A 21863-nucleotide genomic window follows, 5' to 3' on the forward strand; every position below is an offset into this window, starting at 1 on the left:
AGTAGTTGTACAAAAATATTGACTTGTACAATTACAAACCTATGATGAACTCAAGTTGTACATCCATCAGGATCTGTACAAGTCGTACATCAGAGGTTGCCCATGAGCCCATCCGAAACCGCCACCGGCAAACCCAAACTGGGCATCAGCGCCTGCCTGCTGGGTTCCGAGGTGCGCTACAACGGCGGCCACAAGGAATCGCGCCTGTGCAGCCGCACCCTCAGCGAATATTTCGACTTCGCCCCGCTGTGCCCGGAAGTGGCCATCGGCATGGGTATTCCGCGTGAACCGATCCGCCTGGTCGGCGACCCACTAGCGCCACGCGCCGTGGGCACGGTCAGGCGCGAGGTGGATGTCACCGCACCGCTGGCCGAATACGGCGAGCGCATGGCCGGCGAGCTGACGGATATCTGCGGCTACATCTTTATGCAGCAGTCGCCGTCCTGCGGCCTGCACCGGGTCAAGGTCTATCAGGACAACGGCCGCCCGAGCGAGCCAGGCCGTGGCATCTTCGCCCAGGCCTTCTGCGCGCGGCACCCCAACCTGCCGGTGGAAGAAGACGGTCGCCTCAACGATCCAATCCTGCGCGAGAACTTTATTACCCGCGTATTTGCCTATTCGGAATGGCAACAGCTGCTGCGCGATGGCCTGACCCGCAAGCGCCTGATCGACTTTCATTCGCGCTACAAATACCTGCTGATGGCCACCAACCCCATGCAGTACAAGCTGCTCGGGCGCATGCTCGGCAACCTTGGCCAACACGACATCAACGAGCTGGCGCCGCGCTATTTCAGCGAGCTGATGAGCGCACTGAAAAGCTGCGCCACCCGCCGCACCCACAGCAATGTGCTGCAGCATCTGAGCGGCCACCTCAAGCAGTCGCTAAGCAGCGAAGAAAAGCAGGAAATGCAGCAGCTGATCGGCCAGTACCGCCATGGTGTGGTGCCGCTGGTAGTGCCCATGACCCTGCTCAAGCATCACTTCCGTCGTCATCCGGATCACTACATCGCGCAGCAGGTTTACCTGCAACCGCACCCAGAAAACCTCAGCCTGCGTAACGCCCTATGAGCCTGCAGCCAATCAGCGCAGGTGCGGCCGACGACTACCAGGCAGCCATCGCCCAGGGTTTTATGCCGATCCGCGATGTGGCGCGCATCACCGGAGTCAACGCCGTCACCCTGCGCGCCTGGGAGCGCCGTTACGGCTTGATCGTGCCGCACCGCACACCCAAGGGTCATCGCCTGTATTCGGATGAACATGTCGCGCGTATCCAGGCGATTCTCACCTGGCTCAATCGCGGCGTTTCGGTCAGCCAGGTCAAGGGGCTGCTGCGTTCCAACCAACCGGCATTTGCCGAAGCCAGTTCGCAGTGGGAAACCAAGCGCCAGCAGTTGCAGGAAGCCATCTGCAACCTCAATGAGCGCCGCCTGGATGACTGCTTCAATAGCGAACTGGCGCTCTACCCGCCGCACACCCTGTGCCAGCAACTGATCTTGCCGCTGCTTGAGGATCTGGAACTGCGTTGGCGCAACCAGTTCGGCGCCCAGGCCGAGCGGGTTTTCTTCTACTCCTGGCTGCGCAGCAAGCTCGGCGCGCGCCTGTACCACAACAACCGTCAGCACAACGGCGCGCCGCTGCTGCTGATCAACGTTTCCGACCTGCCGATGGCCCCCGGTCTGTGGCTGACCGCCTGGCTGGCGAGCAGCGCCGGCTGCCCGGTGGAAGTCTTCGACTGGCCGCTGCCGCCGACCGAACTGGCCCTGGCGGTCGAGCATATCCAGCCGCGCGCGGTGCTGCTGTATTCCAGCCAGGCGCTGAACAGCACCCACCTGCAACGTCTGCTCGGTGGTTATGACTGCCCCTGCCTGCTGGTCGGCCAGGTTGTGCAAATCCATGCCGAAGAACTGCAGAGCATCACCGCGCAGAACGCCGACCTGAGCCTGGCCTCCGACCCGCTGGCCGCGCTGCACAGCCTGACCGACCTCAACCTGCTGCACAGCTGATGGGAAATACCATGCTGCAACTGATGTGGTTTCGTACCGACCTGCGCGTGCAGGACAACAGCGCCCTCGCTGCCGCCATGAGCAGCGGCCCGACCGTGGCGCTGTATCTGCTCAGCCCCGGCCAGTGGCTGAACCACGATGATGCGCCGAGCAAGGTCGACTTCTGGCTGCGCAACCTCAAAGAACTGGCCACTGAGCTGGACAAACTCAACGTACCGCTGCTGGTACGTGAAGCCGATCACTGGAGCGCCGCGCCGCAGGTGATCGGCGAACTGTGCCAACAGCTGCAGATCGGCACGGTGCAGGTCAACGAAGAGTACGGCGTGCATGAAACCCGCCGCGACCAAGCCGTGGCCGAGGCACTGGAAGGCCTGGGGGTGAATTTTCGCAGCCATCTGGATCAGCTGTTCTTCAAGCCCGGCAGCGTACTGACCAAGTCCGGCGGCTACTTCCAGGTCTATAGCCAGTTCCGCAAGGTCTGCTACCAACGCCTGCACAGCGCCATGCCCGCTCTGATCGCGACACCCAAAGCACAGGCGCCGCTGGCGATCCAAAGCGATGCCATTCCTGAACAAGTGGTAGGTTTTGCCCAACCAACTGTGGCCCTCCGTGAACTCTGGCCAGCCGGTGAAGCCGAGGCTGCGCGGCGTCTGGATGATTTTGCCGCGCAGCAGATCGACTTCTACCAGAGCGCCCGCGACTTCCCTGCGCAACCCGGTACCAGCCAGCTGTCTACCTATCTGGCCGCTGGCGTGATCTCACCGCGCCAGTGCCTGCATGCGGCCTTGCAGGCCAACCAGGGCGAGTTCGACAGCGGCAATGTCGGGGTGATCACCTGGATCAACGAGCTGCTCTGGCGTGAGTTCTACAAACACATCCTGGTCGGCTACCCGCGCGTGTCCATGCACCGCGCCTTCCGTGCGGAAACCGAGGCGGTGGCCTGGCGCGATGCGCCGCTGGAACTGAAGGCCTGGCAGGAAGGCCGCACCGGCTTTCCGATCATCGATGCGGCCATGCGCCAGTTGCTGGCCACCGGCTGGATGCACAACCGCCTGCGCATGATCGTGGCAATGTTCCTGACCAAGAACCTGCTGATCGACTGGCGCGAAGGCGAGCGCTTTTTTATGCATCACCTAATCGATGGTGATCTGGCGGCGAACAACGGCGGCTGGCAGTGGAGTTCTTCTACCGGTACCGACTCGGCGCCGTACTTTCGCATCTTCAACCCACTCAGCCAGTCGCAGAAATTCGACCCGGATGGCCGCTTTATCCGCCAATGGCTGCCTGAGCTGGTCGGCCTGAACAAAACCAATATCCATAACCCGGCGGCCATGGGTGGGCTGTTCGGCATCGCCGACTACCCCTCGCCTATTGTCGAACTGAGCAAAAGCCGCACGCGCGCCCTGGCTGCGTTCAAGAGCCTACCGCACCTTGCCGGCGAGGAGGTGCTATGAGCGATTTCCTACGCCAATTCGCCCAAGACTTTGCCGGATTGAACAAAGACAACCTCGACCGCCTGGGCCGCCTCTACAGCGACGACGCACTATTTTGCGACCCGCTGCATGAAGTGCGTGGGCTGGCCAATATGCAGCGCTACTTCGGCGAAATGTACGCCAACGTCAGCGAGCTGCGCTTTGACTTCTATGGCTTTGATCAGGTGCGCGACGGTGAAGGCTACCTGCGCTGGACCATGAGCTACCGCCACCCACGCCTGGCCAAGGGTCAATTGATCCGCGTGGAGGGCTGCTCGCACCTGCTGTGGCAGGACAAGGTCTATCGTCACCGTGACTACTTCGACGCTGGCAGCCTGCTCTATGAGCACCTGCCCGTGCTCGGTTCGGCAATTCGCTGGCTAAAACGGAGATTGGCATGAACGCGAACGCACGACGGATCTGGCTCACTGGAGCCAGTAGCGGTATCGGCGCTGCCCTGGCCGAACAACTGCTGCAACAAGGTCATCGCCTGGCACTCAGTGCGCGCACCCTTGAGCCCTTGCAGGACCTGGCCAAGCGCTATCCGCAGCAGGTATTGGTGGTCGCCGGTGATCTCAGCGATGCGACGCAAGTGCAGGCCATCGGCGAGCACATCGCGCAGGTCTGGGGCGCGCTGGATTGCGCCATCCTCAATGCCGGCACCTGCGAATATGTCGAGGTTAAAGCCTTTGAAGCAGCGATGGTCGAGCGAGTGATGCGCGCCAACCTGCTCTCCGCCAGTTACTGCATCGAAGCTGCTCTGCCTTTGCTGCGCCAGGGCAACCGGCCGCACCTGGTCGGTGTCGGCAGCTCGGTGACCTTTATGCCGCTGCCGCGCGCCGAAGCCTACGGCGCCTCCAAGGCTGCCATGCGCTACCTGCTGGAAGCTCTGCGCATTGACCTGCACGCCGAAAACATTGCCGTCACCCTGGTCAGCCCTGGCTTTGTCGACACGCCGCTGACGCAGAAAAACGACTTCCCCATGCCCATGCGCTGGCCGGTGGCAAAAGCCGCCAGCTATATCGCTGAACGCCTGCATCAGCAGCCCTTTGAAATAAGCTTCCCCGGCCCGTTTATCGCCATGCTCAAGCTGCTCGGCCATTTGCCCAAGCGCTTGCAGGTGGCCATCGGCGCCCGCATGGCCCGCACTGAAGCCAAGACCAAGGAAAACCCATGAAGATCGCCATTATCGGCAGCGGTATCGCCGGTTTGACCAGCGCCTACCTGCTTAACCGCAACCACGAGATCAGCGTATTCGAGGCCGGCGCCTGGATTGGCGGACACACCCACACCGTGCAAGTCGAGGTGGCGGGTAAGAGCTATGCCATAGATACCGGTTTTATCGTATTTAACGACTGGACCTACCCGAACTTTATCCGCTTGCTGAGCCAGCTCGGCGTCGGTTTCAAGGCCACCGAGATGAGCTTCTCGGTCAGCGACCCGGTCAGCGGTGTGGAATACAACGGCCACAACCTCAACAGCCTGTTCGCCCAGCGCCGCAACCTGCTCTCGCCAAAGTTCTGGGGCATGGTGCGCGACATCCTGCGCTTTAACCGCGAGGCACTGAATGACCTCAATCTGCAGCGCATCGCCAGCGATATGACCCTGGGCGACTACCTCAAGGCCAATGGTTACAGCGAGCGCTTTATCCAGCATTACATCGTGCCGATGGGCGCGGCGATCTGGTCGATGTCGCTAAACGATATGCTCGGTTTTCCGCTGCAATTCTTTGTGCGCTTCTTCAAGAACCACGGCCTGTTGTCGGTCAGTGATCGGCCGCAGTGGTGTGTGGTCGAAGGCGGCTCCAGCAGCTATGTGGCGCCGCTGACCGAATCCTTCAAGCAACATATCCGCCTCAACTGCGCGGTGACCCGTGTCGAGCGTGATGCTGACGGCGTGACCGTGCATAGCGCCGCCGGAACCGAGCGCTTCGACAAGGTGATCTTCGCCTGTCACAGCGACCAAGCCCTGGCTTTGCTGGCCGAGCCCACGCACATCGAGAAGGAAATCCTCGGCGCGCTGCCCTATGCCGACAACGATGTGGTGCTGCACACCGACACCCGCCTGCTGCCAAAACGGCCACTGGCCTGGGCCAGTTGGAACTATCGCCTCGGCGGGCCGGTGGATCAGCCAGCCGCCGTGACCTATGACATGAATATCCTGCAGGGTATTAAGAGCGATACGACTTTCTGCGTCAGCCTGAACCAGACCGCGGCCATCGACCCGAGCAAGATCCTCGCCCGCTACACCTACGCCCACCCGCAATACAGCCTGGCCGGCATGGCCGCGCAGGCGCGCTGGGAAGAGTTGCTGGGGCTCAACCACAGCTACTTCTGCGGCGCGTACTGGGCCAACGGCTTCCATGAAGACGGCGTGGTCAGCGCGCTGCGCGTGGCCCGTGAATTCGGTGAGGCACTGTAGTGAACAGCGCAATGGTGATGAACAGCGCCCTGTACAGCGGCTGGGTGCAACACCGGCGGTTTGCGCCGCGCCTGCATAACTTCCGCTATCGCATGGGCCTGCTCTACCTCGACCTGAGCGAGCAGGATGCGGTGCTCGCGCTGTCGCCGCTGGCCGGCAGTGGCCGCTTCGCGCCCTTTGCCTTTCGCGAAAGCGATTACCTGCCGCAGTTCACCGGTGCCGGTATCAGCCTGATCGACGCCGTGCGCCAGCGTGTCACGGAAGCGCTGGGGCGCACGCCGCTGGGGCATATCTGTTTGCTGACCCAGCCACGCAGCTGGGGTCTGGCCTTCAACCCGGCGAGCTTCTTCTACTGTCATGAGGCCGATGGCCGTCTGGCGGCGATTCTCTGCGAGGTCAGCAACACGCCCTTCCGTGAGCGCTACCACTATGTGCTGCCGGCCGAAGGCGAGGGGCACCAGCACGTCGCCGTGGCCAAGGCGTTTCACGTCTCGCCGTTTCTGCCGCGCGAGCTGGAATACCGCATGAGCTTCAGCCCGGCGGGCGAGCGCCTAGGTATTCATATGGCCGACTGGCAGGGCGAGGAAAAGCTCTTCGACGCCAGCCTCAGCCTGCAACGCACTCAACTCAACCGCGCCAGCCTGCATCGCTACCTGCTGCAGTTTCCCTGGATGACCGGCAAAACCCTTGCCGCCATCTACTGGCAGGCCCTGCGCCTGCTGCTCAAACGTATTCCCCTGTTCACCCATCGGGCCGCTGAAGGTGATTTCCGCGTCGCCCGCCCCGCATCAAAGGAAGTCCCCCATGAAAAGCTCTAGCCTGACCTCCGCCAAACATGTGGTGCGCGCCGGCAGTGGCATCGGTGCCAGCCTGTTGCGCCGTGCGGTACTGCGCCAGCTGAAACAGCTGCGCCATGGCCAACTGGTGATAGTCGAAGGTGACGAACGCATGGAGTTCGGCGATGCCCACTCCAGCCTTAGCGCCGAGATCCAGGTGCAGGATGGCGCGGTCTGGGGGCTGGTGGCGGGCAATGGTTCGATTGGATCGGGCGAGGCCTATATCCACGGTTACTGGACCACCCCGGATCTGACCGCAGTGATCCGCGTATTCGTCAGCAACCTGGAGGTGCTCGACGCCATGGAAAGCGGCCTGGCGCAACTGGGCCGCCCGCTGATCCAGGGGCTGCACTGGCTCAACCGCAACACCCGCAAAGGCTCGCGCAAGAACATCTCGGCGCATTACGACCTGGGCAACGACCTGTTCGAGCAGTTCCTCGACCCGACCATGATGTACTCGGCGGCGATGTTCCAGAGCGCCGATGACAGCCTGGAGCAGGCACAGCTGAACAAGCTCGAACGCATCTGCCAGAAGCTTGCCCTCAAGCCCAGCGACCACCTGCTGGAAATCGGCACCGGCTGGGGCAGCATGGCGATTTACGCCGCCACCCATTACGGCTGCAAGGTCACCACCACCACCCTGTCGCGCGAGCAGTTCGCCTACACCCAGCAGCGCATTGTCGAGCAGGGTTTGCAGGGGCAGATCACCCTGCTGCTGGAGGACTACCGCGACCTGGCCGGGCAGTACGACAAACTGGTATCAATCGAGATGATCGAGGCCGTCGGCCATCGCTTCCTGCCCACCTATTTCGAACAATGCGCCAACCTGCTCAAGCCCGACGGCCTGATGCTGCTGCAGGCCATCACCATCCGCGACCAGCGCTATGAGCAGGCGAAAAACGCTGTGGACTTTATCCAGCGCTATATCTTCCCCGGCGGCGCACTGCCCTCGGTAAACAAGATGCTGGAAATCATCACCGCCAAGACCGATATGAACCTGCACCACATGGAAGACTTCGGCCTGCACTACGCTCGCACCCTGCGCATCTGGCACGACAACCTGCGCCACGCGCGGCACAAGTTGGAGCAGCAGGGTTACGACGATTACTTCTTCCGCCTGTGGGAGTTCTACCTGTGCTATTGCGAGGGCGGCTTTATCGAGCGCACCATCGGCACCGCGCAATTGCTGCTGGCTAAGCCGGCAGCACGTCCTGCTCCGCTACTGGGAAATCTCAATGCTTAAATTGATCGTCAACACCCTGCTGTTTCAGCTCGGCTGGTTCGCCTGTGTCTTCGGCGGCGACAGCCTGTGGCTGCTGATTGTTGCAGCGGTGCTGGCGGTACATCTGCTGTGGACCAGCAACTGGGCGGCGGAAGGCAAGCTGCTGATCACGGTGTTTCTTGCCGGCAGCGCGCTGGACAGCTTTCTGCTCAATCTCGGCGTGTTCGACTTCGGCGAGCCACGCACGCTGATCCCGCTGTGGCTGGCCTGCCTGTGGCTGCTGATGGCCACCACGCTCAATCATTGCCTGGCCTGGACCGCACAACCCTGGTGGCGCGGCAGTCTGCTCGGCGCGATTGGCGCGCCGCTGTCCTATTACGCCGGCGCGCAGATTGCTGGCGTCGGCCTGCCCTACGGCACCTGGCAAAGCCTGCTACTGATCGGCGCCATCTGGGCGCTGGTGATGCCCGTGCTGCATGGCTTCGCCAAGCTCTATCGCAGCCAGTACGAACAGAGCCTGCGCGCACGCAAAACAGCGTAGGGCGTACATGCCGAGGGCTTGTACGCCATTCGGGCAGCCAGCGCTGGACAAGGCTCCGCCATCTCCGCCCTACAGCGCTGTTGTAGCCCGGATGAAATCCGGGAACGCGATGTGATGGCCACAACCGATGCCCCGGATTGCATCCGGGCTACGGTGTTCGGGGTCTGCGCTGGATGGACAAAACGCCATGCTCCCTACGTCGGTGGCAGGCGCCGCAATAACAGCGATGACGTACACTGCGCGGCATGAGTCAGAACATCCCCCATACCCAACTCGCGGACGAACCCGCAGTCAGCTGCAGCAACTGCGCCGCCTGCTGCTGCCAGCTGGAAGTCATGCTGATCACCGATACCGGCGTGCCGCCGCGCTATATCGACACCGATGACTGGGGCGGCGAAGTGATGCTGCGTCTAGACGACGGCTGGTGCGCCGCGCTGGACCGCGACAGCATGCGCTGCACCATTTACGAAGTGCGCCCACTGATCTGCCGAGAATTCGAAACCGCCTCCCCCGAATGCCTGGACGAGCGCAAGGGCATGAGCAGCATCTACCGCTAAGCGTTAGAAACTCATGCGGTAATGCAGGCTATAGCTCTCAACCCCGTCGTTAGGTTGTTTAAGCCCGGCATTGGAGTAATGCAGAGCACGCAGGCCGACTTCCTGCCCGGCGAAACGCACCCCAAAGCCGATGCGGTCTTCAAACTGGAAAGACGAGCCCAGATCGTTGTCTTCCAACTCGGTGCTGCTGAACGCGGCAATGCCGATCCCGGCTTCGATATAGGGTTTGAAGCGCTCGCCGGCAAACTCGTAGACGAATACCGGGCTGAGCGAAAGGCTGTGGTTGCTGGAGGCTTTGTCGCCGTCCCAGTAGGTGTATGCCGCATCCCAGTAACCGGTCAGGCGACCGACATCACTGACAAACCAGCTCTGCTTGAAATCGAACTGGGTGCCCAGCCGATAGGTCATGGTCGAGTCGCCTGTCTGGCCGACCGCCACGCTCAAATCCGCCGCCTGCAATGCACCCACCTGCCCCAACGCTAAGGCCGCAAACGCAGCCAAGGTAACGACTTTTCTCATGGTAATAATCCTTATCCACCCAAGTAGAAACGTACTGACGCTGCTTGAGAGTATAGAAATCTTTGCCTACTGAGAAAGCCGACCTATGGCTAAACCGTGCTGGGTAAGCCGCTGACCAGTGCCGCCTCGCCCCATAGCAACGGCAACACCCGCTGCATGGCTGCCGGATCGCCGCTCGACCAGAACTGCGCAGGCTGAGCCGGGCCGCTGGCCAGTAGATTATGGCCTGCCAACAGCCGCTGGACTTGCCGCGCCACTGCTGCGCCCGTGTCGATCAGACTGATCGAGTCCGGCACCAAACTGCGCAGCAACGGTTTGATAAAGGGGTAATGGGTGCAACCGAGAATCAGCGTGTCGCAGCCCTCGGCCAGGAGCGGCGCGACAAAGTCCTGTAGCAACTCGCGGGTAGCCTGGCTATCCAGCTCACCGGCTTCAATACGCTCGACCAACCCTGGACAAGGCTGAGTAATCACCCGCACATCGCTGGCAAAACGGTCGAGCAAGGCGGCGAACTTGGCGCTTTTTAGCGTGCCGGTGGTGGCCAGCACGCCGACCACACCACTCTGCGTGGCGGCAGCAGCAGGCTTGACCGCCGGTTCCATGCCCACCAATGGCAGCTGCGGATAGAGCTCACGCAACTCGGCTACCCCTGCCACCGTGGCAGTATTGCAGGCCAGTACCAGCGCCTTGGCGCCCTGGGCGAGAAGAAACTCGGCCAACACCCGGCAGCGCTCGCGGATAAATTCCGGGCTCTTTTCGCCATAGGGCACATGACCGCTGTCGGCCACATACAGCAGCGACTCATTCGGCAGCAACGCGCGGATTTCGCCCAGCACCGACAGGCCGCCGACGCCGGAATCGAATACGCCAATCGGCGCGTTACTCACCGCTGGCCACTCCACACACGCTGCAGCCCGGATCACGCTTGACCCGCAGCTCACGGAAACGGCTGCCCAGAGCATCGATCAGCAACAAGCGGCCAACCAGCGGCTCGCCAAATTGTGCCAACAGCTTCAAGGCTTCCAACGCCTGCAAACTACCGACCAAACCTACCAGCGGGCCGACCACACCGGCTTCGCTGCAGGTCAGCTCGGCCTCGCTGCCGTGGCCGTAGATGCAGTGATAGCAGGGGCTGTCATCACGGCGCGGGTCGAATACCGACAGCTGGCCTTCCAGGCGAATCGCCGCGCCGCTAACCAGCGGCACCTTGGCTGCTACACAGGCGGCGTTAACCGCTTCGCGGGTGCTGAAGTTGTCCGAACAATCCAGCACCAGATCCACCGCCGCCACCGCTGCGGCCAGAGAATCGCTGTCCAGGCCCTGACGATGCGCTTGCAGGCGCAGCTGCGGGTTGATCGCCAGCAGGCGCTTGGATGCCGAGTCGACCTTGCTCAGGCCGATGCTGGCGGTGTCGTGGGCGATCTGCCGCTGCAGGTTAGTCAGATCGACCGTATCAAAGTCCGCCAGATGCAACTCACCGACCCCGGCGGCGGCCAGGTACAGCGCCACCGGCGAACCCAGGCCGCCGAGGCCGATAATCAGCGCACGGCTGTTTTTCAGGCGCAGCTGGCCGGCGATATCGATCTGTTGCAAGAGGATCTGCCGGCTGTAGCGCAGCAGCTCCTCGTCATTCAGCATGTCCTGCGCACTCATGGCGTCACTCATTATCGAAGCGTCCCAGACTGATGCGCTCATGGCCGCCAAGGTCACGCCGGCTTTCCACCGCGCTAAAGCCACGCGCGCTGAGCAACTCGCGCACTGCCGCCGCCTGATCGAAACCATGCTCCAGCAGCAACCAGCCGCCCGCTTCAAGATAGTCCGGAGCCTGCTGGATGATCAGGCGAATATCGTCCAGGCCATCCGCGCCCGCCACCAGCGCGCTGCTCGGCTCGAAGCGCACATCGCCTTCTGCCAGATGCCGATCATCGGCAGCGATATAGGGCGGGTTGCTGACGATCAGCTGATAACGCCGGCCGGCCAGGGCGCTAAACCAGTGACTTGCAATAAAGCTGGCATTGGCCAGTTTAAGCCGTACTCGATTACGTTCAGCCAGGGCCACCGCCTCCGCCACACGGTCCACCCCGGTAAGCCGCCAGGCTGGGCGCTCGCTGGCCAGGGCCAGGGCAATCGCACCTGTGCCGGTGCCGAGATCAAGCAGCGCAGCAGGCGTGGCCGGCAGCAGCGCGAGAACGGTCTCCACCAGCAACTCGGTATCCGGACGCGGAATCAGGGTATGCGACGCCACCTCCAGTTCCAGGCTCCAGAAGCCCTGCTGACCAAGGATATAGGCCACCGGTTCACCAGCCTGACGCCGCACCAGCATCGACTGATAACGCTCAAGCGGCTCGGCCTCAAGCTCGCGCTCCGGCCAGGTGTGCAGATAGCTGCGCGACTTGCCCAGGGCGTGGGCGAGCAATAGCTCGGCGTCCAGCCGTGGGGTGGGCGAGTCGGGTAGTTCGGCGGTGTTAAGCAGGGTTTCGATGGTGACCATGGCATTTATTCCGTAGCCCGGATGCAATCCGGGACATGCGTCAACGGTCGCTCCCGGATTGCATCCGGGCTACGAAAAGCGCGAATCAATCGCCCAGCGCAGCCAACTGATCAGCCTGATACTCGACCAGCAGCGGCTCGATAATCGCTTCGACGCCGCCGGCAATCACTTCGTTGAGCGAATACAGGGTCAGGTTGATGCGGTGATCGGTCACTCGCCCTTGCGGGAAGTTGTAGGTGCGGATGCGCTCGGAGCGGTCACCGGAGCCCACCAGCAATTTGCGCGAGTCGGAAATCTCCTTGTGCGCGGCGGCTTCCTGCTGGTCTTTGAGTTTCGCCGCGAGCCAGGCCATGGCCTTGGCGCGGTTCTTGTGCTGCGAGCGCTCTTCCTGACATTCCACCACGGTGCCGGTGGGAATGTGGGTGATGCGGATCGCCGAGTCGGTGGTGTTGACGTGCTGGCCACCGGCGCCAGAACTGCGGTAGGTGTCCACGCGCAGGTCGGCCGGGTTGATATCGATGGCCATCTGCTCATCCGGCTCGGGCAGCACGGCGACGGTGCAGGCCGAGGTGTGGATACGGCCTTGCGACTCGGTCTCGGGCACGCGCTGTACGCGGTGCGCGCCCGACTCGAACTTGAGCTTGCCGTAGACGTTGTCGCCCTCAACCCGGGCAATCACTTCCTTATAACCTCCGTGCTCGCCTTCGCTGGCCGACAGCACCTCGACGCGCCAGCCCTGTTTCTCGGCATAGCGTGAATACATGCGGAACAGGTCGCCGGAGAAGATCGCCGCCTCGTCGCCACCAGTGCCGGCGCGTACTTCAAGGAACACGTTACGGCCGTCGTTGGGGTCCTTTGGCAGCAGCATGCGTTGCAGCGTGGCTTCCAGCTCGATCAGCTGCTCCTTGGCCTCGGCGACTTCTTCCTCGGCCATCTCGCGCATGTCCGGATCGCTGTCTTTGAGCAGCGCCTGGGCGCCTTCGAGGTCGGCCTGGACTTTGCGGAATGCACTGAACGCCTGGTACACCGGCTCAAGCTCAGCGTACTCCTTGGAATAGGCGCGAAACTGCGGCTGATTGCTGATCACTTCGGCATCGCCGAGCAGCGCGGTCAACTCTTCGAAACGATCCTGCAACAGGTCGAGTTTATTGATCAGTGACGCTTTCATTGCAGACCTTTATTTATTAGCCGAGCTGCTATGGGTAGAAGCAGGCGGCGCGCCCTCGTCGAGGGCAAACAGTTCTTGAGCCACGCCCAGCGCATCGACGCGGCCGTCAGCAGAGAATTTTTTCAGCTGCACGCTGGGCGCATGCAGCAGCTTGTTGGTCAGGCCGCGGGCCAGCAGTGCCAGCACATCCTCGGCCGAGCTGCCGTTGTTGAGCAGACGCAGAGCCTTGTTCAGCTCCTCGTCACGCAGGCGCTCGGCTTGCTGACGGTAGGCCTTGAGCACATCCACCGCCGCCAGTTCGCGCAGGCGCTGCATAAAGTCCTGGGCGCCGACGCTGACCAGCTCTTCGGCGGCCTGAGCGGCGCCCTGACGGCTTTTGAGGTTTTCCGCGATCACCTCATGCAGGTCATCGACGGTGTACAGGTAAACGTCGTCCAGCTCGCCGACTTCCGGCTCAATATCGCGCGGTACGGCGATGTCGACCATAAAGATCGGCTTGTGCTTGCGCTGCTTTAGCGCGCGCTCAACCGCGCCCTTGCCGAGAATCGGCAGCTGGCTGGCGGTGGAGCTGATCACGATATCGCTGTTGATCAGCTCGTCGGGAATCTCTGACAACAAAACAGCATGTGCGCCGAATTGTTCGGCCAGGCTGCTGGCGCGCTCCAGGGTGCGATTGGCCACCACGATGCGTTTGATGCCTTGGTCGTGCAGATGGCGCGCGACCAGGCTGATGGTTTCACCGGCGCCGATCAACAGCGCCTGGCTGCGATGCAGGTCGGCGAAAATCTGCTTGGCCAGGCTGACCGCGGCGAAGGCCACAGATACCGGGTTTTCACCAATCGCGGTATCAGTACGCACGGTCTTGGCGGTGCTGAAGGTGGCCTGAAACAAGCGCCCGAGCAGCGGGCCGAGGGTGCCAGCCTCGCGCGCCACGGCAAACGCCGATTTCATCTGGCCAAGAATCTGCGGCTCGCCCAGCACCATGGAGTCCAGCCCCGAGGCCACGCGCATCATATGGCGCACGGCTTCGTCGTCGGCATGGATATAGGCACAGGCGCGCAGCTCTTCGAGGCTTAGCCGGTGATAACTGGCCAGCCAGGCCAATACTTCATCGGCGCTCAGGCTGTCCTGCTCGAGGTACAACTCGCTGCGATTGCAGGTCGAAAGAATCGCCGCCTCGCGGCTGCTAGTGCGCTGACACAGCTGCTGCAACGCCTCAACCAACTGCTCGGGAGTGAAGGCCACGCGTTCGCGGACGTCCACCGAGGCGGTCTTGTGGTTGATACCGAGGGCAATAAAGGCCATGCACGTCGCTGACAGGGAGTGGAAGCCGGCAATTGTCCTACTTCGGCAAAGCGAGAACAACCACTGCGGCCTATTGTCCCAATAGCCAGGTTTATCTCTTAATCCGCATCATGGCCGCCCATGGGCTTGCCCCAGCGCTTGTGTCATGATGCCCAAACCGCAGGTTGGCCACATACTCTTCCTATGAATAGATCCTTCGCCTTGCTGACTGCCGCTGCCTTATTAAGCGGCTGCCAGACGTTTGCCCCCTCTGCCCCGGATGGCACGCCACCGGTGGAAGATCCCACTGCCGTCACCGCAGAAACCCAGCCGCAGGTCTACCGCGCCTTCAGCCAGGAAACCCTGCTGTCGCTGCTGATCGCGGAACTGGCCGGCCAACGCAACCGCTTCGACATTGCCCTGGAAAACTATGTAGAGCAGGCCAATGCCACCCAGGATGCTGGCGTCGCCGAGCGCGGCTTTCGCATAGCCGAGTACCTGGGGGCCGAGCAGCCCGCACTGGAAACCAGCCTGCTGTGGGCCAAGACCGCACCCGAGAATATCGATGCGCAGCGCGCCGCCGCCGTGCAACTGGCGCGTGCCGGCCGCTACGACGAATCCATGACCTTTATGGAGCAGGTGCTGCAGCGTCAGGGCGATACGCATTTCGACTTCCTCGCCCTGTCCGCCGCTGAAACAGACCCGGATACCCGCACCGGTCTGCTGCAAAGTTTCAACCGCCTGCAGGCGAAATATCCGGACAATAGCCAGCTGCAATTTGGCAAAGCCCTGTTGCTGCAACAGGATGGCCGACCGCAGGAAGCCCTGGAACTGCTGGAGCAACAACCCAGCAAAGATCGCCCCATCGCGTCGATCTTGCTGCACGCGCGCCTGCTGCAAAGCCTTGAGCGCAACGACGATGCACTGCCGCTGCTGGAAAAAGGCATCGAGCAGCACCCTGATGACAAACGCCTGCGCCTGACCTACGCCCGCCTGCTGGTAGCCGAAGATCGCCTGGATGAAGCCAAGGGCGAGTTTGCCTCGCTGCTGCAGCAACACCCCAACGACGATGACCTGCGTTTCTCCTTGGCGCTGGTCTGTCTGGAAGCCAAAGCCTGGGAAGAGGCGATTGCCTACCTAGAAGAGCTGGTCGAGCGCGGCAGCCATGTCGAAGCGGCGCACTACAACCTGGCTCGCGCCTATGAAGAACTCGGCGACACTCCGAGCGCGCTGATCGAATACGCTATGGTCGGCCCTGGCAACGACTACCTGCCCGCCCAGGCTCGGCAAAGCGATTTGCTGTTCAAGGAGCAACGCGCCGAAGAAGCCTCCGAACGCCTGCGCCAGGCCCGCGAAAGCCAACCTGACTACGCCATTCAGCTGTACCTGATCGAGGCAGAGGCCTGGTCCAAGCAGCAGGACACCGAGCGCGCCTGGAAGCTGATCCAGCAAGCCCTGGAGCAGTTCCCGGAAGACCTCAACCTGCTCTACACCCGCGCCATGCTCGCGGAAAAACGCGACAACCTGGCCCTGCTGGAGCAGGACCTGCGCTTTATTCTCGAGCGCGAACCAGACAACGCCATGGCCCTTAATGCGCTCGGCTATACCCTGGCCGACCGCACCACCCGCTATGCCGAAGCCAAGCAGCTGATCGAACAGGCCCACCAGCTCAACCCGGAAGACCCGGCGATTCTCGACAGCCTCGGCTGGGTAAATTACCGCCTGGGCAACCTGGATGAGGCTGAACGCCTGCTGCGCCAAGCGCTGCAGGAATTCCCCGACCACGAAGTCGCCGCGCACCTTGGCGAAGTGCTGTGGGCACAAGGCAAGCAGAAAGAAGCGCGCAAACTCTGGCGCGAAGCCCTGAAACAGCAACCCGACAGCACAATTCTGCGCAGCACCCTGCTGCGCCTGACCGGAGCAGAGACACTCTGATGTTTGCGCGCCACCTGATAGTTTTCAGCCTGATCACATTATTGGCAGGCTGCGCCGGCCTGACCTCCCGTGAAGCCCTCGAAGGCCAGGGCAATGCGCAAAGCTGGCAAGCGCACAAGCAGCAGATCAGCAGCCTGGACGCCTGGCAGATCAACGGCAAAGTCGGCATCCGCGCGCCGAAAGACTCCGGCAGCGGCACCCTGTTCTGGCTGCAACGCCAGGACTACTACGACATCCGCCTGTCCGGCCCACTGGGTCGCGGCGCTGCACGCCTGACCGGCCGCCCTGGCGCAATCCAGCTGGAAGTCGCCAACCAGGGCCGCTACCAGGCCGAGTCGCCGGAACAGCTACTGCAAGACCAGCTCGGGCTGAACCTGCCGGTCTCCCACCTGCTCTGGTGGATTCGTGGCCTGCCCTCCCCCGATAGCAAAAGCCGCCTGAACCTCGACAGCCAAAGCCACCTGGCGCAACTGAGTCAGGACGGCTGGCACGTTGAGTACCTGAGCTATGCCGAGCAGAATGGCTTCTGGCTGCCGGAGCGCATCAAGCTCAGCGGTTTCGATCTGCAAGTCACTCTGGTGATCAAGGACTGGCAACCGCGCCAGCTCGGTCAATGAGCGCCCCGGCAATACCCGCCGCTGCCGAACTGATTCTGCCGGCGCCGGCCAAGCTCAACCTGATGCTGCATATCCTCGGCCGCCGCGCCGATGGCTATCACGAGCTGCAAACCCTGTTTCAGTTTCTCGACTTCGGTGACGAGTTGGGCTTTGCCCTGCGCACCGACGGTGAAATTCACCTGCATACGCCCATCGATAGCGTGCCCCACGACAGCAACCTGATCGTGCGCGCCGCGCGCCTACTGCAACAGCACGCAAACTGCACACTGGGTGCCGACATCTGGCTCGACAAACGCCTGCCCATGGGCGGCGGCATCGGCGGCGGCAGCTCGGATGCCGCCACCACCCTGCTCGGCCTCAACCACCTGTGGCAGCTGAGTTGCAATGAAGATCAACTGGCAGCCCTCGGACTTAGCCTGGGCGCCGACGTGCCGGTATTCGTACGCGGCCATGCGGCCTTTGCCGAAGGTGTGGGTGAAAAGCTGCAGCCGGTGACCTTGAGCGAACCCTGGTTTCTTGTCGCGATTCCGCAAGTACTTGTCAGCACAGCGGAAATTTTCTCCGACCCCGAGTTGACACGGGATACGCCGCCCATTAAAGTTCGCAGCCTTCTTGAGGGGGGTGGTCGTAATGACTGCCAGCCGGTGGTCACGAAGCGTTATCCAGAAGTTCGTAACGCTTTGATCTTGTTGAACAAATTTGTTCCAACCAGATTAACCGGCACTGGAGCTTGTGTGTTTGGGAGCTTCCCAAACCAGGACGATGCTGATAAAGTCGCCCGCCAACTTCCAGCCACTTTGCCAAGTTTTATTGCCCAAGGCCGTAACATTTCGATGTTGCACCGCAAGCTCGAAACATTGGTCAGGAAGTGAATGTTCGCTCTTAGTAATTAAGAGCACAGAGTTGTACGGTAATAGGGGCGTCGCCAAGCGGTAAGGCACCAGGTTTTGATCCTGGCATGCGTTGGTTCGAATCCAGCCGCCCCTGCCATTTCCGCCCTGGAGCGGATACACAACTCAAAGCATTCGGTTACACAGGATACAGGGGCGTCGCCAAGCGGTAAGGCACCAGGTTTTGATCCTGGCATGCGTTGGTTCGAATCCAGCCGCCCCTGCCATTTCTGTACTCATCCAGGTATACCCCCAGCCGGCAGGTACTGCGCGTGTCCAAGATGATGGTTTTTACGGGGAACGCTAACCCCGATCTGGCGCGACGTATCGTACGTCAGCTGCACATTCCCCTCGGTGATGCTTCTGTCGGTAAGTTTTCCGACGGCGAGATCATGATTGAAATCAACGAAAACGTCCGCGGTAAAGACGTCTTCCTGATTCAACCGACGTGCGCGCCAACCAACGATAACCTGATGGAACTGGTAGTGATGGCCGACGCCTTCCGCCGCTCCTCAGCGACCCGAATTACTGCAGTTATCCCCTACTTCGGCTATGCCCGCCAGGATCGCCGCCCGCGCTCCGCCCGCGTGGCCATCAGTGCCAAAGTTGTGGCTGACATGCTCACCGTTGTAGGTATCGACCGGGTTTTGACCGTCGACCTGCACGCGGATCAGATCCAGGGCTTCTTCGATATCCCGGTAGATAACATCTACGGCTCCCCAGTACTGGTGGACGATATCGAAGACCAGCGCTTTGAAAACCTCATGATCGTCTCCCCGGACATCGGCGGCGTAGTGCGTGCACGCGCTGTGGCCAAGTCCCTGGGTGTTGACCTGGCGATCATCGACAAGCGCCGCGAGAAAGCCAACCACTCCGAAGTGATGCACATCATCGGTGATGTTGAAGGCCGTACCTGCATCTTGGTCGACGACATGGTGGATACCGCCGGCACTCTATGCCACGCCGCCAAAGCACTGAAAGAACACGGCGCGTCGAAAGTCTTTGCCTACGCCACACACGCTGTACTGTCTGGCCGTGCAATCGAAAACATTGAAAAATCCGTACTCGACGAGTTGGTGGTGACTAACACCATCCCGCTGTCCGCCGCTGCGCAATCCTGTTCGCGTATTCGCCAACTGGACATCGCCCCGGTAGTCGCTGAAGCGGTCCGCCGCATCAGCAATGAAGAATCGATCAGCGCGATGTTCCGTTAATTCGGTACACGCCCTGAGCGCAAACGCCCTGCCCTAATGGCATGGCCTTTCAACCAACCGTCCCGTCGCTGGTCGCAAGCGTAACGGACGGTTTGGTTATTTTGGAGAAGTGAAATGACTGAATTTGCCCTGAATGCCGAAGTGCGTTCCGACCTGGGGAAAGGTGCGAGCCGCCGCCTGCGTCGTAACGTTGCCATGGTTCCTGCCGTAATTTACGGTGGCGAAAAAGCTCCACAATCGATCAGCCTGCTGGCCAAAGAACTGGCCAAACTGCTGGAAAACGAAGCAGCCTACAGCCACGTGCTGAGCCTGAACGTAGCCGGCAGCAACGAAAGCGTGATCATCAAAGCCCTGCAGCGCCATCCAGCCAAAGGCTATGTGCTGCACGCTGACTTCGTTCGCGTAGTCGCTGGCCAGAAACTGACCGCTATCGTACCTCTGCACTTCCTCAACCAGGAAACCTCGGTTGGCGTGAAGCAGCAAGGTGGCGAAGTTTCCCACGTACTGTCTGAAGTAGAAGTTTCCTGCCTGCCGAAAGATCTGCCGGAATTCATCGAAGTCGACATGGCCGCCGTTGAAATCGGTCAGATCGTTCACCTGGCCGATCTGAAACTGCCAAAAGGCGTTGAGCTGGTTGCACTGGCTCACGGTAACGACCTGGCCGTGGCTAACATCCACGCCTCGCGCGTTGTTAAAGATGCAGAAGAAGGCGCTGCCGAGTAAACCTCGCAGCGTCGGAAACCAGCCCGGCATGCGATTCTGCCGGGCTATTTCCACCAAAGGGCTCCTGACATGACTGCCGTACAACTGATCGTTGGCCTGGGTAACCCCGGCCCTGAATACGACCAGACCCGGCATAATGCAGGGGCCCTTTTCGTTGAGCGCCTGGCTGACAGCCAGCGCATCAACCTGAGCCTCGACAAAAAGTATTTTGGCCTGGTTGGCAAATTCAGCCATCAGGGCCGCGATGTTCGGCTATTGATCCCCACCACCTTTATGAATCGCAGCGGCCAGGCTGTAGCGACATTGGCGAATTTCTTCCGCATCCCGCCGGAAGCTATTCTGGTGGCCCACGACGAACTCGACATGCCGCCAGGCGTCGCCAAACTCAAACAGGGTGGCGGGCACGGCGGGCATAACGGACTGCGCGACATCATCGCCCAGCTCGGCAATCAGAATAATTTTTACCGCCTGCGGCTTGGCATTGGCCATCCCGGGCACAGCAGCATGGTCTCCAACTTTGTCCTCGGCCGCGCCCCACGCAGCGAACAGGAACTGCTGGATACCAGCATCGACTTTGCCCTAGGTACCCTGCCGGAAATACTCGCAGGCGACTGGAGCAAGGCCATGCACAAGCTGCACAGCCAGAAAGCCACCTCCTAACTCTTTACCGCCATTCGCGCGAGGGACACACCATGGGATTCAACTGCGGCATCGTCGGCCTGCCCAACGTCGGCAAGTCCACCCTGTTCAACGCCCTCACCAAATCCGGTATTGCGGCCGAGAACTTTCCGTTCTGCACCATCGAGCCGAACAGCGGCATCGTGCCGATGCCCGACCCACGCCTCGCAGCGCTGGCGGCAATCGTCAACCCCAAGCGCATCCTGCCGACCACCATGGAGTTCGTCGATATCGCCGGCCTGGTTGCCGGCGCGTCGAAAGGTGAAGGCCTGGGCAACAAATTCCTCGCCAACATCCGCGAAACCGATGCCATCGCCCACGTAGTGCGCTGCTTCGAAGACGAGAACGTCATTCACGTCGCCAACAGCGTCGACCCCAAGCGCGACATCGAAATCATCGACCTGGAACTGATCTTCGCTGACCTCGACAGCTGCGAAAAGCAACTGCAGAAGACCACTCGCAATGCCAAGGGCGGCGACAAAGAAGCGGTCGCCCAGAAAGCCCTGCTAGAAAAGCTCATCCCCCACTTCAGCGAAGGCAAGCCAGCGCGCACCCTGATGAAGACCCTGGGTGACGACGAGAAGCAACTGGTACGCGGCTTCCACCTGCTCACCAGCAAGCCGGTGATGTACATCGCCAACGTTGCCGAAGACGGCTTTGAGAACAACCCACTGCTCGACATCGTCCAGGCCATTGCTGACGCCGAAGGCGCTCCTGTGGTGCCGGTATGTAACAAGATCGAAGCAGAAATCGCCGAGCTGGATGACGGCGAAGAAAAAGACATGTTCCTCGAAGCCCTGGGTCTCGAAGAACCTGGCCTGAACCGAGTAATCCGCGCGGGCTACGAACTGCTCAACCTGCAGACCTACTTCACCGCCGGCGTCGAAGAAGTCCGCGCCTGGACCGTCCGCGTCGGCGCCACCGCTCCACAGGCCGCTGGAGTGATCCACACCGACTTCGAAAAGGGCTTTATCCGCGCCGAAGTCATCGCCTACAACGACTTCATTCAGTACAAGGGCGAAGCCGGCACCAAAGAAGCCGGCAAATGGCGCCTGGAAGGCAAGGACTACATCGTTAAAGACGGCGACGTCATGCATTTCCGCTTTAACGTCTAAGCACTTGATCGCGCGCAGAAATTTTCGCTCAACAGGGTTGACACCCAACCCCAAGACGCGAATAATGCGCGCCACTCGGCTACGTAGCTCAGCTGGTTAGAGCATAGCATTCATAATGCTGGGGTCCGGGGTTCAAGTCCCTGCGTAGCCACCAAACAAAACAAGGGTTTAGCGAAA

At 61.2% G+C, this 21863-nt stretch carries 23 protein-coding genes and 3 tRNA genes; 20 read left to right on the forward strand and 6 right to left on the reverse strand.

Features of this window, described 5'->3' with window-relative positions; all coding sequences use genetic code 11:
- Positions 1–102: 102 nt before the first annotated feature.
- The 10 genes from P3C18_RS19295 (at position 103) to P3C18_RS19340 (ending at position 9052) form a co-directional block, all read left to right on the forward strand.
- The gene (locus P3C18_RS19295; RefSeq protein ID WP_275963416.1) at positions 103–1068 is read left to right on the forward strand and encodes a DUF523 and DUF1722 domain-containing protein; all 966 of its coding nucleotides are present in this window, start codon (positions 103–105) and stop codon (positions 1066–1068) included.
- Positions 1065–2003: a MerR family transcriptional regulator gene (locus tag P3C18_RS19300; RefSeq protein ID WP_275963417.1), complete on the forward strand. Its 939-nt coding sequence runs from the start codon at positions 1065–1067 to the stop codon at positions 2001–2003. The genes P3C18_RS19295 and P3C18_RS19300 overlap by 4 nt, the downstream gene beginning before the upstream one ends.
- Positions 2004–2017: 14 nt before the next feature.
- Positions 2018–3457, forward strand: a complete 1440-nt coding sequence (gene phrB, locus P3C18_RS19305; protein WP_275963457.1) for a deoxyribodipyrimidine photo-lyase — start codon at positions 2018–2020, stop codon at positions 3455–3457.
- Positions 3454–3876, forward strand: a complete 423-nt coding sequence (locus P3C18_RS19310; RefSeq protein WP_275963418.1) for a nuclear transport factor 2 family protein — start codon at positions 3454–3456, stop codon at positions 3874–3876. The genes phrB and P3C18_RS19310 overlap by 4 nt, the downstream gene beginning before the upstream one ends.
- Positions 3873–4652: an SDR family NAD(P)-dependent oxidoreductase gene (locus tag P3C18_RS19315; protein ID WP_275963419.1), complete on the forward strand. Its 780-nt coding sequence runs from the start codon at positions 3873–3875 to the stop codon at positions 4650–4652. The genes P3C18_RS19310 and P3C18_RS19315 overlap by 4 nt, the downstream gene beginning before the upstream one ends.
- Positions 4649–5896 carry an FAD-dependent oxidoreductase gene (locus P3C18_RS19320; RefSeq protein WP_275963420.1) on the forward strand — a complete coding sequence of 416 codons (1248 nt, stop codon included), beginning with the start codon at positions 4649–4651 and terminating at the stop codon, positions 5894–5896. Before P3C18_RS19315 ends, P3C18_RS19320 begins: the two co-directional genes overlap by 4 nt.
- 17 nt (positions 5897–5913) lie before the next feature.
- Positions 5914–6714, forward strand: a complete 801-nt coding sequence (locus P3C18_RS19325; RefSeq protein ID WP_275963458.1) for a DUF1365 domain-containing protein — start codon at positions 5914–5916, stop codon at positions 6712–6714.
- Positions 6701–7975: a cyclopropane-fatty-acyl-phospholipid synthase family protein gene (locus P3C18_RS19330; protein WP_275963421.1), complete on the forward strand. Its 1275-nt coding sequence runs from the start codon at positions 6701–6703 to the stop codon at positions 7973–7975. The genes P3C18_RS19325 and P3C18_RS19330 overlap by 14 nt, the downstream gene beginning before the upstream one ends.
- Positions 7968–8495 carry a DUF2878 domain-containing protein gene (locus P3C18_RS19335; RefSeq protein WP_275963422.1) on the forward strand — a complete coding sequence of 176 codons (528 nt, stop codon included), beginning with the start codon at positions 7968–7970 and terminating at the stop codon, positions 8493–8495. The genes P3C18_RS19330 and P3C18_RS19335 overlap by 8 nt, the downstream gene beginning before the upstream one ends.
- A 245-nt stretch (positions 8496–8740) precedes the next feature.
- Positions 8741–9052, forward strand: coding sequence for a YkgJ family cysteine cluster protein (locus tag P3C18_RS19340; RefSeq protein ID WP_275963423.1), 312 nt, complete (start codon positions 8741–8743; stop codon positions 9050–9052).
- 3 nt (positions 9053–9055) lie between these two features.
- Here the strand turns inward: P3C18_RS19340 and P3C18_RS19345 are convergent, their stop codons facing one another.
- The 6 genes from P3C18_RS19345 to hemA form a co-directional block, all read right to left on the reverse strand.
- A complete protein-coding gene (locus P3C18_RS19345; RefSeq protein ID WP_275963424.1) occupies positions 9056–9571 on the reverse strand; it encodes an acyloxyacyl hydrolase in 516 nt (171 codons plus the stop codon).
- Positions 9572–9660: 89 nt separating this feature from the next.
- Positions 9661–10458 carry a glutamate racemase gene (murI, locus tag P3C18_RS19350; RefSeq protein ID WP_275963425.1) on the reverse strand — a complete coding sequence of 266 codons (798 nt, stop codon included), beginning with the start codon at positions 10456–10458 and terminating at the stop codon, positions 9661–9663.
- Positions 10451–11209, reverse strand: a complete 759-nt coding sequence (locus tag P3C18_RS19355) for a molybdopterin-synthase adenylyltransferase MoeB (RefSeq protein WP_275963459.1) — start codon at positions 11207–11209, stop codon at positions 10451–10453. Before P3C18_RS19355 ends, murI begins: the two co-directional genes overlap by 8 nt.
- A gap of 19 nt (positions 11210–11228) precedes the next feature.
- On the reverse strand, positions 11229–12062 hold the full coding sequence (gene prmC, locus P3C18_RS19360; protein ID WP_275963426.1) for a peptide chain release factor N(5)-glutamine methyltransferase: 834 nt from the start codon (positions 12060–12062) through the stop codon (positions 11229–11231).
- A gap of 85 nt (positions 12063–12147) precedes the next feature.
- Positions 12148–13230 carry a peptide chain release factor 1 gene (gene prfA / locus P3C18_RS19365; RefSeq protein WP_275963427.1) on the reverse strand — a complete coding sequence of 361 codons (1083 nt, stop codon included), beginning with the start codon at positions 13228–13230 and terminating at the stop codon, positions 12148–12150.
- Between the two features lie 9 nt (positions 13231–13239).
- Complete coding sequence (gene hemA, locus P3C18_RS19370) at positions 13240–14535, reverse strand: glutamyl-tRNA reductase (RefSeq protein ID WP_275963428.1); 1296 nt, start codon at positions 14533–14535, stop codon at positions 13240–13242.
- Between the two features lie 183 nt (positions 14536–14718).
- Between hemA and P3C18_RS19375 the strand changes: the two genes are divergently transcribed.
- The 10 genes from P3C18_RS19375 (at position 14719) to P3C18_RS19420 (ending at position 21840) form a co-directional block, all read left to right on the forward strand.
- Positions 14719–16449: a tetratricopeptide repeat protein gene (locus P3C18_RS19375; protein ID WP_275963429.1), complete on the forward strand. Its 1731-nt coding sequence runs from the start codon at positions 14719–14721 to the stop codon at positions 16447–16449.
- A complete protein-coding gene (lolB, locus tag P3C18_RS19380) occupies positions 16449–17066 on the forward strand; it encodes a lipoprotein insertase outer membrane protein LolB (protein ID WP_275963430.1) in 618 nt (205 codons plus the stop codon). The genes P3C18_RS19375 and lolB overlap by 1 nt, the downstream gene beginning before the upstream one ends.
- Positions 17063–17938, forward strand: a complete 876-nt coding sequence (ispE, locus tag P3C18_RS19385; protein WP_275963431.1) for a 4-(cytidine 5'-diphospho)-2-C-methyl-D-erythritol kinase — start codon at positions 17063–17065, stop codon at positions 17936–17938. The genes lolB and ispE overlap by 4 nt, the downstream gene beginning before the upstream one ends.
- Positions 17939–17981: 43 nt before the next feature.
- Positions 17982–18056, forward strand: a tRNA-Gln gene (locus tag P3C18_RS19390).
- A gap of 52 nt (positions 18057–18108) precedes the next feature.
- Positions 18109–18183: transfer RNA gene (locus tag P3C18_RS19395), tRNA-Gln, on the forward strand.
- A 45-nt stretch (positions 18184–18228) separates the two neighbouring features.
- On the forward strand, positions 18229–19170 hold the full coding sequence (locus tag P3C18_RS19400; RefSeq protein ID WP_090251437.1) for a ribose-phosphate pyrophosphokinase: 942 nt from the start codon (positions 18229–18231) through the stop codon (positions 19168–19170).
- 114 nt (positions 19171–19284) lie between these two features.
- Positions 19285–19893 (forward strand): 50S ribosomal protein L25/general stress protein Ctc, encoded by a 609-nt coding sequence (locus P3C18_RS19405; protein ID WP_275963432.1) that lies wholly within the window; start codon positions 19285–19287, stop codon positions 19891–19893.
- 69 nt (positions 19894–19962) lie between these two features.
- Positions 19963–20553: an aminoacyl-tRNA hydrolase gene (gene pth, locus P3C18_RS19410; protein WP_275963433.1), complete on the forward strand. Its 591-nt coding sequence runs from the start codon at positions 19963–19965 to the stop codon at positions 20551–20553.
- Between the two features lie 32 nt (positions 20554–20585).
- On the forward strand, positions 20586–21686 hold the full coding sequence (gene ychF, locus P3C18_RS19415) for a redox-regulated ATPase YchF (protein ID WP_275963434.1): 1101 nt from the start codon (positions 20586–20588) through the stop codon (positions 21684–21686).
- Between the two features lie 77 nt (positions 21687–21763).
- A tRNA-Met gene (locus tag P3C18_RS19420) sits at positions 21764–21840 on the forward strand.
- The last annotated feature ends 23 nt before the right edge of the window (positions 21841–21863 follow it).

It is taken from the genome of Pseudomonas sp. 1928-m (genome assembly GCF_029269135.1).
Lineage (GTDB): Bacteria > Pseudomonadota > Gammaproteobacteria > Pseudomonadales > Pseudomonadaceae > Aquipseudomonas.